Source organism: Streptomyces sp. NBC_01669 (assembly GCF_026339735.1).
Taxonomy (GTDB): Bacteria; Actinomycetota; Actinomycetes; order Streptomycetales; family Streptomycetaceae; genus Streptomyces; species Streptomyces yanii.
The window spans coordinates 4205707-4222624 of record NZ_JAPEQG010000001.1; the positions used below are offsets into that span (position 1 = coordinate 4205707).

17 protein-coding genes are annotated in these 16918 nt (G+C 71.9%); 10 read left to right on the forward strand and 7 right to left on the reverse strand.

Annotated elements, in window-relative coordinates; genetic code table 11:
* Positions 1-8 precede the first annotated feature (8 nt).
* The 3 genes from OG972_RS18685 to OG972_RS18695 are packed head-to-tail and all read left to right on the forward strand — an operon-like array spanning position 9 to position 2075.
* The gene (locus OG972_RS18685) at positions 9-491 is read left to right on the forward strand and encodes a DUF2771 domain-containing protein (RefSeq protein ID WP_266982975.1); all 483 of its coding nucleotides are present in this window, start codon (positions 9-11) and stop codon (positions 489-491) included.
* Positions 492-520: 29 nt separating this feature from the next.
* Positions 521-1216, forward strand: coding sequence for a futalosine hydrolase (locus OG972_RS18690; RefSeq protein ID WP_266982977.1), 696 nt, complete (start codon positions 521-523; stop codon positions 1214-1216).
* The gene (locus OG972_RS18695; protein WP_266982979.1) at positions 1200-2075 is read left to right on the forward strand and encodes a 1,4-dihydroxy-6-naphthoate synthase; all 876 of its coding nucleotides are present in this window, start codon (positions 1200-1202) and stop codon (positions 2073-2075) included. Before OG972_RS18690 ends, OG972_RS18695 begins: the two co-directional genes overlap by 17 nt.
* 124 nt (positions 2076-2199) lie before the next feature.
* Here OG972_RS18695 and OG972_RS49265 read toward each other — a convergent pair whose 3' ends face one another.
* Positions 2200-2583, reverse strand: a complete 384-nt coding sequence (locus OG972_RS49265; RefSeq protein ID WP_037692759.1) for a cold-shock protein — start codon at positions 2581-2583, stop codon at positions 2200-2202.
* 198 nt (positions 2584-2781) lie between these two features.
* Here OG972_RS49265 and OG972_RS18705 point away from each other — a divergent pair, with 198 nt between their 5' ends.
* Positions 2782-3015: a hypothetical protein gene (locus OG972_RS18705; protein WP_266982980.1), complete on the forward strand. Its 234-nt coding sequence runs from the start codon at positions 2782-2784 to the stop codon at positions 3013-3015.
* A 16-nt stretch (positions 3016-3031) separates the two neighbouring features.
* Here OG972_RS18705 and OG972_RS18710 read toward each other — a convergent pair whose 3' ends face one another.
* A complete protein-coding gene (locus tag OG972_RS18710; RefSeq protein ID WP_266982982.1) occupies positions 3032-3661 on the reverse strand; it encodes an HAD family hydrolase in 630 nt (209 codons plus the stop codon).
* A 152-nt stretch (positions 3662-3813) separates the two neighbouring features.
* Between OG972_RS18710 and OG972_RS18715 the strand changes: the two genes are divergently transcribed.
* Genes OG972_RS18715 through OG972_RS18725 form a run of 3 tightly spaced genes read left to right on the forward strand, consistent with a single transcriptional unit; the run spans position 3814 to position 6745 of the window.
* Complete coding sequence (locus OG972_RS18715) at positions 3814-4824, forward strand: iron ABC transporter permease (protein ID WP_266982984.1); 1011 nt, start codon at positions 3814-3816, stop codon at positions 4822-4824.
* The gene (locus OG972_RS18720; protein ID WP_266982986.1) at positions 4821-5891 is read left to right on the forward strand and encodes an iron chelate uptake ABC transporter family permease subunit; all 1071 of its coding nucleotides are present in this window, start codon (positions 4821-4823) and stop codon (positions 5889-5891) included. Before OG972_RS18715 ends, OG972_RS18720 begins: the two co-directional genes overlap by 4 nt.
* A complete protein-coding gene (locus OG972_RS18725) occupies positions 5888-6745 on the forward strand; it encodes an ABC transporter ATP-binding protein (protein WP_266982988.1) in 858 nt (285 codons plus the stop codon). The genes OG972_RS18720 and OG972_RS18725 overlap by 4 nt, the downstream gene beginning before the upstream one ends.
* Before the next feature lie 10 nt (positions 6746-6755).
* Here the strand turns inward: OG972_RS18725 and OG972_RS18730 are convergent, their stop codons facing one another.
* The gene (locus tag OG972_RS18730) at positions 6756-7835 is read right to left on the reverse strand and encodes a hypothetical protein (protein WP_266982990.1); all 1080 of its coding nucleotides are present in this window, start codon (positions 7833-7835) and stop codon (positions 6756-6758) included.
* Between the two features lie 86 nt (positions 7836-7921).
* Here OG972_RS18730 and OG972_RS18735 point away from each other — a divergent pair, with 86 nt between their 5' ends.
* On the forward strand, positions 7922-10381 hold the full coding sequence (locus OG972_RS18735; RefSeq protein WP_266982992.1) for a helicase C-terminal domain-containing protein: 2460 nt from the start codon (positions 7922-7924) through the stop codon (positions 10379-10381).
* Between the two features lie 169 nt (positions 10382-10550).
* On the opposite strand, the gene OG972_RS18740 is transcribed toward OG972_RS18735, so the two are convergent.
* A complete protein-coding gene (locus OG972_RS18740) occupies positions 10551-10949 on the reverse strand; it encodes a hypothetical protein (RefSeq protein ID WP_266982994.1) in 399 nt (132 codons plus the stop codon).
* 150 nt (positions 10950-11099) lie between these two features.
* Between OG972_RS18740 and OG972_RS18745 the strand changes: the two genes are divergently transcribed.
* Positions 11100-12743, forward strand: coding sequence for a DNA repair helicase XPB (locus OG972_RS18745; protein WP_266982996.1), 1644 nt, complete (start codon positions 11100-11102; stop codon positions 12741-12743).
* 19 nt (positions 12744-12762) lie between these two features.
* Here OG972_RS18745 and OG972_RS18750 read toward each other — a convergent pair whose 3' ends face one another.
* Positions 12763-13197, reverse strand: coding sequence for a hypothetical protein (locus tag OG972_RS18750; RefSeq protein ID WP_266982998.1), 435 nt, complete (start codon positions 13195-13197; stop codon positions 12763-12765).
* A 158-nt stretch (positions 13198-13355) separates the two neighbouring features.
* Complete coding sequence (locus OG972_RS18755; RefSeq protein WP_266983000.1) at positions 13356-13583, reverse strand: hypothetical protein; 228 nt, start codon at positions 13581-13583, stop codon at positions 13356-13358.
* A 385-nt stretch (positions 13584-13968) separates the two neighbouring features.
* Here OG972_RS18755 and OG972_RS18760 point away from each other — a divergent pair, with 385 nt between their 5' ends.
* Entirely contained in the window at positions 13969-16098 is a 2130-nt protein-coding gene (locus tag OG972_RS18760; protein WP_266983002.1) for a UvrD-helicase domain-containing protein, read from the forward strand.
* A 111-nt stretch (positions 16099-16209) separates the two neighbouring features.
* Here the strand turns inward: OG972_RS18760 and OG972_RS18765 are convergent, their stop codons facing one another.
* The gene (locus OG972_RS18765; protein WP_266983004.1) at positions 16210-16899 is read right to left on the reverse strand and encodes a copper homeostasis protein CutC; all 690 of its coding nucleotides are present in this window, start codon (positions 16897-16899) and stop codon (positions 16210-16212) included.
* Positions 16900-16918: the final 19 nt, after the last annotated feature.

The following is a 16918-nucleotide window of genomic DNA, read 5'->3' on the forward strand; positions in this document are numbered from 1 at the left end:
TTCGGCCCATGACCGTTGCGTTCTTCTCCGGTAAGGGCCGTCGAATCGGCGTCGCTCTTGGTGCCGTGTCCGCGGGACTCCTTGTCCTGTCCGCCTGCGACAAGCCGACGCCGCTCGCCACCGTGACGGTCGGCGACACCTCGGTGAGTGCCGAAGCAACCTGCTACAACGACGGCAATGCCATCAAGGAGTCCCTGATCCAGGGCTGCCTCAACAACAAGAAGGCCGAGCACACCGTCAAGGTCGCGATGGACGACAAGGTCCGCTTCGGCGTCGACCCGAAGATCGCGGACAACGGCTGGACCCTCTTCATCAACGGCCAGCAGGCCGAGCAGGAGCCGTACAAGAAGACCTACCGGTCCGTCCCGGGCAGCGCCTTCTTCTCCAGCCAGACCGGCGGGACCACGAACAAGGCGCAGATCAGCATCGTGGAGACCACGGGCAAGAATCTCACGGGCATCTGGCACTTCACCTTCGTGAAGACCAACTGACCCCCTCCCGACCCGGGAGGACCCTCCCCGTGCGTGTGCTCGTCGTGACCGCTGTCCCGGTGGAACGGGACGCGGTCACGCGTGCGTTCACGGACGGACCGGAGGTGGTCCGGGCACCGGGCGCCGAGCTGCACCGCGCCGGCGGTTTCGATGTTCTCGCGGGCGGCGCCGGTCCGGCCTCCGCGGCCGCCGCCGCCGCGTTCGGGCTTGCCTCCGGGTCCTACGGCCTGGTGATCTCCGCGGGTATCGGCGGCGGGTTCGCGCCCGGCGCCCCGGTCGGCTCCCTCGCCGTGGCGAGCGCGATCGTCGCCGCCGATCTGGGCGCGGAGACCCCTGACGGGTTCGTGCCCGTCACCGCCCTGGGCTTCGGCCGGGAACGGTTCGAGCCGCCGCCCGCCCTGGTACGGGAGGTGGCCGCCGCGACCGGCGCGGTCACCGGCGACATCCTCACCGTCTCCACCGTGACCGGCAGCGCCGACCGCGCCGCCGCCCTCCGCGCCGCACATCCGGACGCCGTCGCCGAGGCCATGGAGGGCTTCGGGGTCGCCGAGGCGGCCGACCGGCTGCGCGTTCCGGTGCTGGAGATCCGGGCCGTGTCGAATGCCGTCGGCCCGCGCGACCGGGACGCCTGGCGCATTGGCGACGCACTGGCCGCGCTCACCGACGCGTTCGGGAAGCTCACCCCCGTACTGGAAGGTTGGACCCACCATGACCGACTCGACTGAGGGCACCGCGAAGCCCGGCACCGCTGTGAAGATCGCCTTCTCGCCGTGCCCGAACGACACCTTCGTCTTCGACGCCTGGGCGCACGGCAGGGTCCCCGGCGCGCCCGCCCTCGATGTCACCTTCGCCGACATCGACATCACCAACGGCATGGCCGAGCGCGGCGAGCTGGACGTGCTGAAGGTGTCGTACGCGGTGCTGCCCTGGGTCATGGAGGAGTACGCCCTGCTGCCCTGCGGCGGTGCGCTGGGCCGCGGCTGCGGGCCGCTCGTCCTGACGAAGGAGCCGGGTACGGATCTGACGGGGAAGACCGTCGCCGTTCCGAGCGAGCGCTCCACCGCGTATCTGCTGTTCCGGCTCTGGGCGGCGGATGTCGTGCCGGGCGATGTCGGCGAGATCGTCGTGATGCCGTTCGACGAGATCATGCCCGCCGTGCGGGACGGGAAGGTGGACGCCGGTCTCGTCATCCACGAGGCGCGTTTCACGTACCGGAACTACGGGCTGCACAGCCTCGCCGACATGGGCGAGCACTGGGAGGCGACGACCGGGCTGCCGATCCCGCTCGGCGCGATCATCGCCAAGCGGTCACTGGGCGCGGAGACGCTGAAGCTGCTGGCCGAGTCGATCCGCACGTCGGTACGGATGGCCTGGGACGACCCGGAGATGTCACGTCCGTACGTACTGGAGCACGCCCAGGAGATGGACCCGGCCGTCGCCGACCAGCACATCGGGCTGTACGTGAACGAGTTCACCGCCGACCTCGGCGAGAACGGCTATGCGGCGGTCCGCGGGCTGCTCACGCGCGCGGCGGCCGAGGGACTGGTGCCGCCCCTCGGCCCGGATGCTCTGTCGTTCGGCTGAGAGGGGCGAGCCCCTCCGAGTCCGGCCGTAAGCGGGATACGGCCGGACGCCCGCTGACGAGAGGCCCTTGTGCTACGACCGGAAAAGGTTCACCGGCTCGCGGCAAACCTTTCCGGTCGCAGCACTAGACGTCGAGCTGGTCGGCGACCGCGCGCAGCAGACCACCGATCTGCTTGCCGGCCGCCTTGTCGGGGTAGCGGCCCCGCTCCAGCATCGGCGTGATGTTCTCCAGCAGGGTTGTCAGGTCCTGCACGATCGATGCGAGCTCGTCCGGCTTGCGGCGCTGGGCGGCAGCGACGGACGGGGTCGGGTCGAGGATGGCCACCGAGAGCGCCTGGTCTCCGCGCTGACCTGCGACGACACCGAATTCGACACGCTGGCCGGGCTTGAGTGCGTCGACTCCGTCAGGGAGCACCGACGAGTGCACGAACACATCGCCACCGTCGTCGCGGGAAAGGAAGCCGAAGCCCTTCTCGCTGTTGAACCATTTGACCTTGCCAGTCGGCAAAGCACGCACCCCATCTCAACCCGTAAGCCGGAACCAAGCCTCAGCAGGTCAGGCCGTCCAATGGTCGTGCTCCCCTGCTGGCAGAAGCCTCCACAGGTGCAGTACCCCCCGTCAAGCCTGGTCATCCGGACTCTGTCCGGAAACGGCGCACTCCGGGTGAAGGGACGGTGGCTCCGGGGCGGGAACTACCCTGACGGGGTGAGTATTCCTCCCTCTGGCGCAGGTGACCGGCTTGTCCGCGTCGGCGCGATCGTTTTCTTCATCGGGGCCCTGGCCACACTGGTCACGGTGGCTCCGCTGTTCCTCGGGACCGACCCGTTCCCGTCCTTCGCGTATGCCCTGTGCATGCTGATGGGCGTGGGGTTCCTGATCGCCGCGGCGGGCGTGGTGCGGTCGGCATGGGCGGCATCCCCCAAGCGGACCGCACGCTGACGGGGACGGACGCCGGTCACGCCGGTTCCGGGTAGGTGCGCAGCCACGCCGGGAAGTGCGTGAGGTCCGGAAGGACGACGTCCGCGCCCGCCTCCCGCAGTTCGTCCGCGTCGCACGGGCCCGTCGTGACCCCGACCGACAGGGCATCGGCGGTACGGGCGCCGCGCACGTCCCCGGTGTGGTCGCCGACGTACACCTGCGCGCCGTGCTCGCGCAGCGCATCCCCCTTGCGCTCCGCCCACAGGCTTCCTATGACCTCGTCGGGTTCGATTCCCAGGTGTGCCAGGTGGAGCCTGGCGTTCGGCGTGTGCTTCGCGGTGACGACGATCGTCCGGCCGCCCCGCGCGCGGATCGCGGCAACGGATTCCCGGGCGCCGGGCAGGGTGGGGCTCGGCGTGATCGCGTACGCGGGATAGATCTCCCGGTAACGGTCGGCCGCGGCGGCCACGGCGTGCGCCGGGTACCAGTTCGCGAGCTCGTGCTCCACGGGCGGTCCGAGCCTGCTGACGACCAGGTCGACATCGATCGGCGTCCCGGTCTCGGCGGACAGCGCCCGGTAGGCGGCCTTGATGCCCGGCCGGGAGTCGATGAGCGTCATATCGAGGTCGAAGCCGACCGTCAGGGGGTGCGGAGCCATGGTGCCCATTGTGCCGAGTGCACAGCTTCCTTCCGCCCCTCGGTACCCCTCGGTACCCCTTGGTCCCGCAGGCCCCTCCCGCCCCTCGGACTCCGGCGGGCTCCACTTAGACTTAGCCAAGCCTTACCTCGCTATGCCTTCCAGCTTGCCGATTGGGTCCGATGTCAGCCGCCGCACCACGCCGCTCCAGACGCGCACTCGCGACGGCGGCGGCCGTCGCGGCGCTGCTGGTGGCGGTACTTCTCAGTCTTGCCGTGGGGGCACGCTCCATACCCCCGTCCCAGGTGATCGACGCCCTGCTGCACGGAGGGCACTCCGACGCCGCCGAAGTCATCCGGAACATGCGGGTGCCACGCACCCTGATCGGGCTGATGGTCGGCGCGGCACTGGCCCTCGCGGGCACGGTGCTCCAGGGCATCACCCGTAACCCCATCGCCGACCCCGGCATCCTCGGCATCAGCCAGGGCGCCTCGGTGGGCGTGGTGCTGGCCATCGCGTACGTCGGGATCCACACCCTGACGGGGTACGTGTGGTTCGCGTTCGCGGGCGCGGCGATCGCCTCCGTCGCCGTGTACGCCATCGCGTCCAGCGGGCGCGGGGGCGCCACCCCCGTGAAACTCGCCCTCGGCGGCGCCGCGATCAACGCGCTGCTGGTGTCGGTGACGATGGCGGTGCTGACGACCAAGGCGTCCGCGCTGGACGAGTTCCGCTTCTGGCAGGTCGGCTCGATCGCCGGGCGCGAGGCCGATGTGGCCCAGCAGATCTGGCCGTTCATGCTGGTCGGGACCGTGCTCGTGCTGTCCGTGGCCCGCGGGCTCGATGCGCTGGCGCTCGGCGAGGACGTGGCGAAGGGGCTCGGACAGAAGGTCGCGACGGTACGGATCGTCGGCGGCATCGGGGCCACCGTGCTGACCGGCGTCGGCGTCGCGGCGGCCGGCCCGATCGCGTTCATCGGACTCGCCGTCCCCCACATCGCCCGCGCGATCGTCGGCAGCGACCACCGCTGGGTGCTGCCGATGGCCGCACTGATCGGGCCCGTCATGCTGCTCGTCTCCGATGTCATCGGCCGCATCGTCTTCCCGCCGAGCGAGGTCCCGGCGGGCGTGATGACGGCACTGATCGGGGTTCCCTTCCTTGTCACGCTGGTGCGCCGGAAGGCGGTGCCCGCATGAGCGACACCACGGTCCGGGTGCGGCCCGCCGGGTACCACGTCGTACGGATCGGGGCGCGGGGCCGGTTCCTGCTGCACCGGCGGGCGGCCGTCGTCGCCGCCACGCTCATCGTCCTGCTGGCCGGCGTCTGTGTCGCGTACCTCTGCGTCGGCGAGAGCTTCGTCGCGCCCGGCGAGGTCGTGAAGGTGATCCTCGGACAGCCGTCGCAGAACGAACTGGTCGTCGGGACATTGCGGCTGCCGCGCATGGTCGTCGGGCTGCTCGTCGGCGCGGCCTTCGGGATCGCCGGTGCGCTGATCCAGACGGTGGCCCGCAATCCGCTGGCCAGTCCCGACATCATCGGCATCAGCCAGGGCGCGGGCGCGCTCACGGTCGGCGCGATGACCTTCGGCGTCACCTCGTACACCGTGCTGCCGTACCTGTCCGTCATCGGCGGGGTGGCCGCGGCGGCGCTCGTGTACGTCTTCGCCTGGCGTGGCGGGCTGCACGCCACCCGCTTCGTCCTCATCGGCATCGGCTTCGCCATCGCGCTGCGGTCCGTCACCACGCTGTTCCTGACGAAGGGCGACTACCTGGTCGCCCAGCAGGCGCAGATCTGGATGACCGGCTCGCTCAACGGCCGCGGCTGGTCCGAGGCCGCGCCGATCGGCTGGACGCTGCTGATCCTGCTGCCGGCCGTCCTGTGGGCCGCCCGCGCCCAGCGCACCGTCTCGATGGACGACGACACCGCGACAGCCCTCGGAGTACGTCTGGGACGCGTACGGCTGGGGCTCGTCGCACTCGGCGTGATCCTGGCGTCCGTGGCGACCGGAACGGCCGGTCCCGTCGACTTCGTGGCACTCCTCGCCCCGCAGATCGCCCGCCGCATGACGCGGACCGCGCAGATTCCGCTGTTCTGCTCGGCGCTGCTCGGCGCGGTGATCGTCGTCTTCGCCGACCTGCTGGCGCGCAAGCTCTTCTCGCCCACCGAGTTGCCGGTGGGCGTGCTGACGGCGGCGGTCGGCGCCCCGTATCTGATCTGGCTGATCATCCGCGGTCACGGTGGTCGTAGTGGAGGCACAGCATGAGCTCGACCCGTACGTCCGACGCCGTCGCCGGGACGACGACCGGCCGGCTCACCGCACGCGGGCTGACCCTCGCGTACGAGGACCGCACGGTCGTGCACGACCTGGACCTCACCGTGCCGGACGGCCGGGTGACGGTCATCGTCGGCCCGAACGCGTGCGGCAAGTCGACGACCCTGCGGGCGCTCGGCCGGCTCCTGAAGCCGCGCGGCGGAGCCGTACTCCTCGACGGTACGGAGCTGTCCCGGATCCCCACCAGGAAGATCGCCCAGTCGATCGGGCTGCTGCCGCAGACCCCGGTCGCGCCCGAGGCGATCACCGTCTCCGACCTCGTCGCCCGCGGCCGCCAGCCGCACCAGCACTGGTGGCAGCAGTGGTCGGACGAGGACGAGCGGGCGGTGACCAGCGCGATGGAGCGTACGGACATCACGGCACTCGGCGACCGGTCGGTGGACGAACTCTCCGGCGGTCAGCGGCAGCGGGTCTGGATCGCGATGGCGCTGGCCCAGGAGACGGATCTGCTGCTGCTCGACGAGCCGACGACGTACCTCGACATCGCGCACCAGGTGGAGGTTCTCGACCTGGTCCGGCAGCTCGCAGCCCCGGCGGCGGACGGCACCCGGGGCCGCACCGTCGTCACCGTGCTCCACGACCTGAACCAGGCCGCGCGGTACGCGGACCACCTGGTCGCGATGAAGGCGGGCCGGATCGTCGCCGAGGGCCGCCCCGAGGACATCGTCACGGCAGACCTCGTACGCCAGGTCTTCGGCCTGGAGTCAGTGATCGTCCCGGACCCGGTGACGGGTTCGCCGCTGGTGGTACCCGGGGCTCCGTGGTCCCGCCCCGGCCCGGGGTGACCGGTTCCGCCTACCCCACCCGCTTCCCCGCCCGCCACACCAGGAACACCGCCGAGGCCACCGCAGCCGCCCGCACCACCACCGGCCACACCCCGGTCAGCGCATCCCCCATCCCGTCCTCCGGAATCGGCTCGCCCCAGCGCCCGTCCATCCGTCCCCACAGCCAGACCAGGCCGCCCACCACGGCCGCTCCGGGCAGCCCCATCGCGGCCAGCTTCGCCTCCGCGCGGGAGAGCGTGCGCGAGCTGTACGCGATCAGCCAGCCGCCCGCGAGTGCCAGCAGGGATCCCGTCACCGCACCCGTGACCAGCAACCCGGCGGCGAGCAGCAGCAGCGGGTGGGCGAACCGGAACCCCGCGCTCTCCCGTGGCGCACGCCGTCGGATCCGCGGCCGCCGGCGCCTCCGCGCGCCCTCGCTCCCGCCGTCCTCAGCGGAACCGTTCCCGTCCCCCTCCGCCTCGCCCTCGGCAGCCGCTTCCGTTTCCTCCGCGGCCGGCGGCGGTTTCAGAAGGTCCGGAATCTCCACCCCACCGGTGAACCCCGGCACCCGCACCCCGTCCCCGAACGGCCCCGGCTCGATGCGCCACCAGTCGGGTTCGCTCCCGGACGCTCCGAGCTCATCCGTCCCCGCCATGTGCGGCGGCGACGGCCCGTCCCCCCTCGAAGCAGCAGAGGCCCCAGAACTCTCAGGCGCTTCACGCGCCCCAGGCACCCCACCTGTCTCCGGGTCCGCCTCCGACGCGCCCTTGCGCAAACTCTCTTTCCGGAAGGTCCCTCTCCGCGGCCGTGGAATCCCCCGCGGCTCCGGATCGCCCCGTTTCCCGTCCTTCGTCGCCTCCGGCAGCATCACGGTCCCGTCCCCCGACCTCGCCGCCGCGGCCACCAGTTCGTCCGGTGTGCCGAGCTTCCCGATGATGCGCCGCACCGCCGCCGGCGTGTCCGTGCCTTGGCTTCCGCGCTGCCGGTCGATCTCGGTGCGCAGTGCCGCCACGAGCCGCATCCGGGCGCCCGAGGACAGCTGTTGCTGCTGGGCCAGGTCTCCGACCCGGCTCAGATAGTCGTAGACGAGCTGGTCGCTCTCGATCCCCACGCGATGGTTCCCCTCGGTTCCCCTCCGGCCGCCCTGCACCGACCGTAGCGCCCTCGGGCCTGTCCGGAGCGACTACCGTGGGACGGATGGGGATGACCACACCACCGCGGACGCTCGCCGAAGCGCTGCGCGCCCGGGACGACGAGTCGTTGGCCGGGCTGCTGCGTGCCCGTCCCGACCTCCTGTCTCCCGTGCCGAACGACATCACCCAGCTGGCGACGAGAGCCGGCACCCGTGCCTCTGTCGTGCGCGCGCTGGAGCACCTCGACCGGTTCGCCCTGCAGACCGCGGAGGCGCTCGCGGTCGCACCCGACCCGGCCTCGTACGACACCCTTCTGGCCCTCCTCACGGGCGACGGCCAGGACGACGGCGCGCAGCGCGACGACGCGGGTGCGGCGATCCGGGACGCGGCACCCGGAGCCCTCGCGACCTTGCGCGAACAGGCCCTGGTCTGGGGCGAGGGCGACCGGCTGCGGCTGGTCCGTACCGCGCGCGAACTTCTCGCACCGTCCCCGCAGCACCCCTCCCCCACCGGTCTCGGGCCGACCGTCGCCGAGGCCACGGCCGGCATGTCGCCGGGCCGGCTGCAGGAGATCCTGGCGGCGGCCGGGCTGCCCGCCACGCACGACCCGGTCTCGGCCGTGACCGCGCTGGCCGCGCTGTTCACCGACCGGACCAGGATGGGCGAGTTGCTGGACACCGCGCCGATGGAGGCGCTCGCCGTGCTGGACCGGCTGGTGTGGGGTCCGCCGTACGGGGAAGTGACCCCGAACCCGACCCCGCCCGTGAAGTGGCTGCGCGACCGCGGGCTGTTGCTGCCCGTGTCGACGCGCACCGTCGTCCTGCCGCGCGAGGCGGCGCTGCATCTGCGGGCCGGGCGCGCCCACCGCGTACCGGAGCCGCTGCCGCCCGCCGTCGTGGCGGCCGCGACCCGTGATCCCCAGGCTGTGGACAGTGCGGCCGCAGGCCAGGCGTACCTGGCGGTGTCCACCGTCGAGGAACTCCTGACGAGCTGGAACGCCGGCGGCCCCGCCATGCTCCGGGCCGGCGGCCTCAGCGTCCGCGAGCTGAAGCGGACCGCGTCCGTCCTCGACGTGTCGGAGCCGATCGCCGCGTTCTGGCTCGAACTCGCCTACGCGGCCGGACTGCTGGCCTCCGACGGCGAGGCCGACGAGCGGTACGCACCGACGCCCGCATACGACGACTGGACCGAACTCCCCGCCCAGGAGCGCTGGGTGCGCCTCGCAACCGCCTGGCTCGCCGCCACCCGCACCGCCGGTCTGATCGGTGGCCAGGACGCCAAGGGCCGGGCCCTGTCCGCGCTCGGCCCCGAACTGGACCGCTCGGCCGCTCCCGAGGTGCGCCACCGCATCCTGGCCCTGCTCGCCTCCCTGGACCCCGGCACCGCCCCGGACCCGGAGACGCTGCTCGCCCGGCTCCGCTGGGAACGGCCGCTGCGCGGCGCCTCGACCTCCGCCGGGGGCACCACCGACCTCCGGTCCCGGATCGCCCTGTGGACACTGAACGAGTCCGAACTCCTCGGCATCACCGGCCGCGGCGCCCTCTCCTCCCAGTCCCGCGCCCTGCTCGAATCCGGGCCGGCCGAGGCGGCCGCGCTGCTCGCCCCGCTCATCCCGGAGTCTCTCGACCACGTCCTGCTGCAGGCCGACCTGACGGCCGTCGCGCCGGGCCCGCTGGAGCGCCCCCTCGCGGACACGCTGTCCGTCCTCGCCGACATCGAGTCGAAGGGCGGCGCGACCGTCTACCGGTTCACGCCCGGCTCCGTACGCCGCGCGCTGGACGCCGGGCAGTCCGCGGCCGATCTGCACGCGTTCCTCGCCGCACACAGCCGCACGCCGGTCCCGCAGCCGCTCAGCTACCTCATCGACGACGTCGCCCGCCGCCACGGCCATCTGCGGATCGGTGCCGCGTCCGCGTACGTACGCTGCGACGACGAGGCCGTGCTGGGCGAGATCCTCGCCGACAAACGCTCGGCCACCCTGCGCCTGCGCCGCCTCGCCCCGACGGCGCTGGCCGCCCAGATCGACCCGGCGTCCCTGCTCGAAGGGCTGCGCGAGATGGGGTACGCGCCCGCCGCCGAGTCCGCCGAGGGCGATGTCCTGATCACCCGCGCGGGCACCCGCCGCACCCCTCCCCGTACACCCCCCGTGCCGGTCCCCGAGGGCCCGCCGCTCCCCGACGGAACGCTGCTGGGCGCGGCGGTACGGGCGATCCGCGCCGGGGACACGGCCGCCACCGTCGTCCGCAAGGACGCCTCCCAGGCCCCCGCGGCCCCGGCCGGTTCACTGCCCCGCACGACCTCCGCCGAGACTCTCGCGACCGTCCAGGCGGCGGCCATGACGGGCTCGGCGATCTGGATCGGCTACGTCAATGCGGACGGCGCGGCCAGCCAGCGCGTCATCGCTCCGGTGCGGGTCGAGGGCGGCTTCGTGACGGCGTACGACCACACGGCGGACGAGATCCGCACGTACCCGCTGCACCGGGTCACGGGCGTCGCGGAACTGGCCGACTCCGAAGATGCCTGACGGCTCTTGGAGTGCCCGGCAGTAGGCAGCGCGGGTGAAGGAGCGGGGCTGGGGTGCGTGCCTCGCAAGGCGGAGGATTGAGCCAACGCGGAGCATTGGTGATTGACGACAACGCCGCGAGGTGCGTGCACCGGCCCCGCGACGCCGCGAAGCCTACTGCCGGGCACTCTTACTCCAGCGAGACGAGCCACCGCCACCGCGGCTGCTCGGTGACCACGGCGGCCGCCGCGAGCAGCGTCACCGGAACGGCCGCCCACACCGGCCACAGCAGCCACGACGAGACGACAGCAGCGCCCAGCTCGGCCAGCACCATCAGGATCGTGGCCCAGCCCGGCACGGCGACGAGCACACTGTTCTTGTCGCCCGGGGTGGACAGAACAGCCGGCAGGCCGATCAGCACCACCAGCGACAGGGCGGCAAGCAGCCATGAGTGGCCTGCCAGCACCCAGGGGGTGGCGACCCAGGCGACGAGTTCGGTGGAGAAGCGCAGCACGGACGGTATGCGGTCGTCCGGGCGCGTGGAAGCGGTTCGTTCCGGAGGCGTGTCCCCGGCAGCGGCATCAGTCACGCACGGACCATGACACGTCCCCCCGCCCGCGCGGCGGGCGGATGGCCGAACGTCCCGCCGGCCGACACCGACGCACCACCTGCCCCGCATGCGGCACACTGGACGTTTGGCCGCACGGGCGGCCACCCCCCGTAGAAAGGGCCGAGACGCGTGACCGGACCCCTCATCGTCCAGAGCGACAAGACACTGCTCCTGGAAGTCGACCACGAGCAGGCCGACGCCTGCCGTCGTGCGATCGCCCCGTTCGCGGAGCTGGAGCGTGCCCCCGAGCACATCCACACCTACCGGCTGACGCCGCTCGGACTGTGGAACGCGCGCGCCGCCGGGCACGACGCCGAGCAGGTCGTCGACGCCCTCGTGCAGTACTCCCGCTACCCGGTGCCGCACGCGCTGCTCGTCGACATCGCCGAGACGATGGCCCGGTACGGCCGCCTCACGCTCTCCAAGAACCCGGTCCACGGGCTGGTGCTGACCTCCACCGACCGGCCGGTGCTGGAGGAGATCCTCCGGTCGAAGAAGGTCCAGCCGCTGGTCGGAGCGCGGATCGACCCGGACACCGTGGCGGTGCACCCGTCCGAGCGCGGGCAGATCAAGCAGACGCTGCTGAAGCTGGGCTGGCCCGCCGAAGACCTTGCCGGGTACGTGGACGGCGAGGCTCACCCGATCGAGCTGGCCGAGGACGGCTGGGCGCTGCGTCCGTACCAGAAGCAGGCCGTCCAAGGGTTCTGGCACGGCGGCTCCGGAGTGGTCGTACTGCCGTGTGGTGCCGGGAAGACGCTGGTCGGGGCCGGTGCGATGGCGGAGGCCAAGGCGACCACGCTGATTCTGGTGACGAACACCGTCTCGGCCCGGCAGTGGAAGCACGAGCTGGTGAAGCGGACCTCGCTGACCGAGGACGAGATCGGCGAGTACAGCGGTACGCGCAAGGAGATCCGGCCGGTCACCATCGCCACGTACCAGGTGCTGACGACCCGTCGCAAAGGCATCTACCCGCACCTGGAGCTGTTCGACTCCCGCGACTGGGGTCTGGTGATCTACGACGAGGTGCATCTGCTGCCCGCGCCCGTCTTCAAGTTCACCGCCGACCTGCAGGCGCGTCGGCGGCTCGGTCTCACCGCGACGCTGGTGCGCGAGGACGGGCGCGAGTCGGACGTCTTCTCGCTGATCGGCCCCAAGCGGTTCGACGCGCCGTGGAAGGAGATCGAGGCGCAGGGCTACATCGCGCCCGCCGACTGTGTCGAGGTGCGGGTCAATCTGACGGACTCGGAGCGGCTGGCGTACGCGACCGCCGAGACGGAGGAGAAGTACCGGTTCTGCGCGACGACCGCGACGAAGCGGAAGGTGACGGAGGCGCTGGTGCGCAAGCACCGGGGCGAGCAGACTCTCGTCATCGGGCAGTACATCGACCAGCTCGACGAGCTGGGCGAGCATCTGGGCGCCCCGGTCATCAAGGGCGAGACGAGCAACGCGCAGCGCGAGAAGCTCTTCGACGCGTTCCGTGAGGGCGAACTCAACGTCCTTGTCGTGTCGAAGGTCGCGAACTTCTCGATCGACCTGCCGGAGGCGACCGTCGCCATTCAGGTGTCGGGCACATTCGGCTCGCGGCAGGAGGAGGCGCAGCGGCTCGGCCGGGTGCTGCGGCCGAAGGCGGACGGGCACGAGGCCCGGTTCTACTCGGTGGTCGCCCGCGACACGATCGACCAGGACTTCGCGGCGCACCGCCAGCGGTTCCTGGCCGAGCAGGGGTACGCGTACCGGATCGTGGACGCGGACGAACTGCTGACGGACAACTGAACCGAGCGGTCCCGCCCGGTCAGCCGCCGAGGGTCAGGAGCAGGAACAGCCCGGTGACCATCGTCAGGCCCGGCAGCACCGCGACGGCCGCCGCCCACCGGCGGGCGGCGGCCCAGCGGGGCCGCCACGGCAGCGCCCACGCGGTGATCAGGGCGACGGGCGTGACGAACGGCGACGCGTAGAGCCCGTAGCCCATGAGGCCCAGCGGGACCGTGATGTCCGACGAGCAGTTGTCGGGGCCGCAGCTGTCCGTGGCCATCACGGCAAAGCCCAGGGTGAACACGCCGATGAAGGTGAGGATCGCGGCCAGCACCGTGGCGATCGTGGGGGCGACCCAGGCGGTGGTGCTCTGCGCGACGGGGGCCGGACGCATCACCCGAGGCAGCAGAGGTGCGCCGACGGCCGGCGCGGTGGCGGTCGGGGCTGCGAAGGCGTTGTAGCGGCTGTTCTCCATGCCGCCACTCAACCGCGGGACGGGGACCCGCCACCTCCGGTCGGCTACTCATACCGCGGCAGTCGCGCGTACTCAGCGGCCCCGCCGTACTCAGGGGCCGTGCGGTACTCAGTGTTCGCGCCGTACTCAGGGGCCGTGCCGTACTCAGTGTTCGCGACTCAGTGTTCGCGGCGTACTCGGTGGTCGTGCTGTTCCCGGTGGTCGCGGCGGAGGACGCCCGCCTCCTCCGCGTACTCGCCGAGGACGGCCACGTCGAACGCGGCGCGTGCGAAGACCTTGACGGCGCGCACGGCGTCGCCGACGTGGTGGGTGGGCGGGTGACCGGTGGCCGCGGTCGCGCCGTGCGCGGGGCCGGTCCCGTGTGGGTTCAGACTGACGGTGCTCATGTAGTCCATGGTCCTGCGCCCGTCCCGCAAAGGCATCGGCCCGCGGACGGAATCCCCGTGGGCTCCGCATGGGTCTCCGGTCGGATGCCGTCCCCTACGGGGTGATCCGGGGGTGGAGGAGGGGCGGGCCCGGCAGTCCAATTCATTCGACCCCACCGGTCGCGGTCGATACAATCGCCGGTCTGCCCGCCTCCCGCACCGTGGTACCGGCTCTTCGCCGGCAGCCGGGGGAGCGCCGCCGACCGGACGGAAACCGGCCGACAGCCGCACGCGCACCAGCGTGCGTAACCCGTGATCGATCCCCGAGCGGACCGCATCGCCCCGGCACGTGACCGGGTGCGAGCTGCGGTCCGCCGTCCTGCGTCGAAAAGCCGGAGGCAACACCGTGCCCGCGCACGAACACGAAGCCGTCACGACCACCACCGATGCGCTGGCTCGCGAGCGCGCCCATCTCGCCGCGTCCCGCGCCGCGCTGCGAGCCATGCGCGAGGACGCCCAGGCCCTCGACATCCGCGATGTCACCGCGAACTGGGTGAACGCCGCCGTCCTGCAGGCCCAGATCGACGAACGCATCAAGGCGCTCGCCGATCTGTCGCACACCCCGCTCTTCTTCGGCCGCCTCGACTATCTGCACCGGGTCGGTGCGGATCGGGCCGAGGGCGCATCAGGAGGGGCGGCGCGTAGCGCCTCGGCCAAGGGTGGTGGTGGGCGACGGGCGGGAGAGCAGTTCTACATCGGACGCCGCCACGTCCATGACGCCGACGGCGACCCGATGGTCATCGACTGGCGTGCGCCCGTCTCGCAGCCGTTCTACCGGGCTTCGAGGAAGGACCCGCAGGACGTCGGGCAGCGGCGCCGTTTCGGCTACACCGGTGGCGAACTGACCGCGTACGAGGACGAGCACCTCACCGACCCCACCGAGGCCGCGCAGACCAGCAAGCTTCTCCAGGCGGAGATCGAGCGGCCTCGCGTGGGTCCGATGCGCGACATCGTGGCGACGATCCAGCCGGAGCAGGACGAGATCGTCCGTAGCGGGCTGGGCGGGACGGTCTGCGTCCAGGGAGGCCCCGGTACGGGTAAGACCGCCGTCGGTCTGCACCGTGTCGCCTATCTGCTGTACGCGCACCGTGAGCGGCTCGCCCGCACCGGCACGCTGGTGATCGGGCCGAACCGGTCGTTCCTCCACTACATCGAGCAGGTGCTCCCGGCCCTCGGTGAGCTGGAGGTGAAGCAGGCGACCGTCGACGATCTGGTGGCGGCACACGTCGAGGTGCGGGGATCGGACGCGGCGGAGGCGGCCGTCGTCAAGGGTGACGCCCGGATGGCGGAGGTGCTGCGGCGGGCGATCCGTTCGCATGTGACGCTGCCGACGGAGCCGGTGATGGTGGTGCGCGGTTCGCGGCGGTGGCGGGTACCCGCGTACGAACTGGAGGAGATGGTCACCGAGTTGCTGGCCCGCGACATGCGGTACGGCGCGGCGCACGAGGCGCTCCCGCAGCGGATCGCGCACGCCGTCCTCGTCCGGATGGAGGAGGCCGGCGAGGCGCCCGACGACCGGGTGCAGAACGCGGTGGCCCGTACTCCGGCGGTCAAGGCTGCCGTGAAGGCGATCTGGCCCGCGGTCGATCCGACGAAGCTGGTCCTGCGACTGCTCTCCGACCCGGAGTTCCTGGCCGCGCACGCGGACGGGCTGCTCACCGAGGACGAGCAGAAGACGATCCTGTGGACGAAGCCGGCCCGCAGCGTGAAGTCGGCGAAGTGGTCGGCGGCGGACGCGGTGCTGATCGACGAGGCCAGCGATCTGGTGGCACGTACGCACTCGCTCGGCCATGTCGTCCTCGACGAGGCGCAGGACCTGTCGCCGATGCAGTACCGGGCGGTGGGACGGCGGTGCACGACGGGTTCGGCGACGGTGCTCGGCGACCTGGCGCAGGGGACGACGCCGTGGTCGACGGAGAGCTGGGCGCAGGCGCTGCACCACCTGGGCAAGGAGGACGCCGTGGTGGAGGAGCTGACAGCGGGCTTCCGTGTGCCGAGGGAGGTCATCGCGTACGCGTCACGGCTGCTGCCGGTCATCTCGCCGGGTCTTGCGGCGGTGGAGTCGGTGCGTGAGTCGCCGGGTTCGCTGGCGGTACGGGAGGTGGCCGACGTGGCCGGACTGGACGCGGCGGTGCTCGCGGCCTGCGAGGAGTCGCTGGCGCAGGAGGGATCGATCGGGCTGATCGCGGCGGACGCGCGGATCCCGGTGCTGGCGGAGGCGCTGACGGCGGCGGGTCACGCGTATCTGTCGCCGGGCGAGGAGACGACGGCCGAGTCGCGGCTGACGCTGGTCCCGGCGTCGCTGGCGAAGGGCCTGGAGTACGACTACGTGGTGCTGGACGAGCCGGCGGCGGTGGTCGACGGCGAACCGGACGAACGCACGGGTCTGCGCCGGCTGTACGTGGCGCTGACCCGTGCGGTGTCGGGGCTGACGGTGGTGCATGCGGCGGAGCTGCCGGAGGCGCTCGAGGGCTGAGAGCCTGTCGGGTACCGGGGTCGTCCGGTAACCACTTTGTCCTCGATCTCCCCCATGACCTTGAGGCCCTGGGGGAGATCGCGGACGGAACCGGTCACCCCGGTGAGTCGCCTACCCGTCGAGCCGCGCCCGCCACTCCCGTACCGCCGCGGCGTCCACCGGCGCCTCCCAGCCCTTCGGGCGGGCCGCACCCCCGATGTGCACCGCGTCGATGCCCGCGAGCAGCAGCTGGGGCAGGTGTTCGAGCCGGAGCCCGCCTCCCACCAGGATCTGCGGCTCGTACCCGGGCTCACCCTTGTGGGCCGCCTCGCCGAGCAGCGTCGGGATGCCGTCGTCGACGCCGCGCGCCGATCCCGCCGTGAGGTACGTGTCGAGGCCCGGCAGATCTGCCAGCTGTTTGCGCAGGGTGTCCCGGTCGGTGGCGCGGTCGATCGCGCGGTGGAACGTCCAGCGGCAGCCGTCCAGCTCGGCGACGAGCCGTTCGACGGCGACGAGGTCCGCGTGGCCCGCCGCGTCCAGGAAGCCGAGGACGAACTCATCGGCACCCTCGGCCCGCAGCTCGCGCGCCTTGCGTACGAGAACATCGATGTCACCGGCCGCGAATCCGTCCGCCACCCTGAGCATCACACGCAGCGGAATGTCGACCGCGGCACGGATCTCCGCGAAGGTCGCACAGGACGGGGTCAGGCCGTCCGACGCCATGTCGGTGACCAGCTCCAGCCGGTCTGCACCACCCGCCTGGGCAGCGACCGCGTCCTCCGCGTCGAGAGCGATCACCTCCAGGACTGCACGGTTGCTCATGGGACCCCATTCCTCCAGT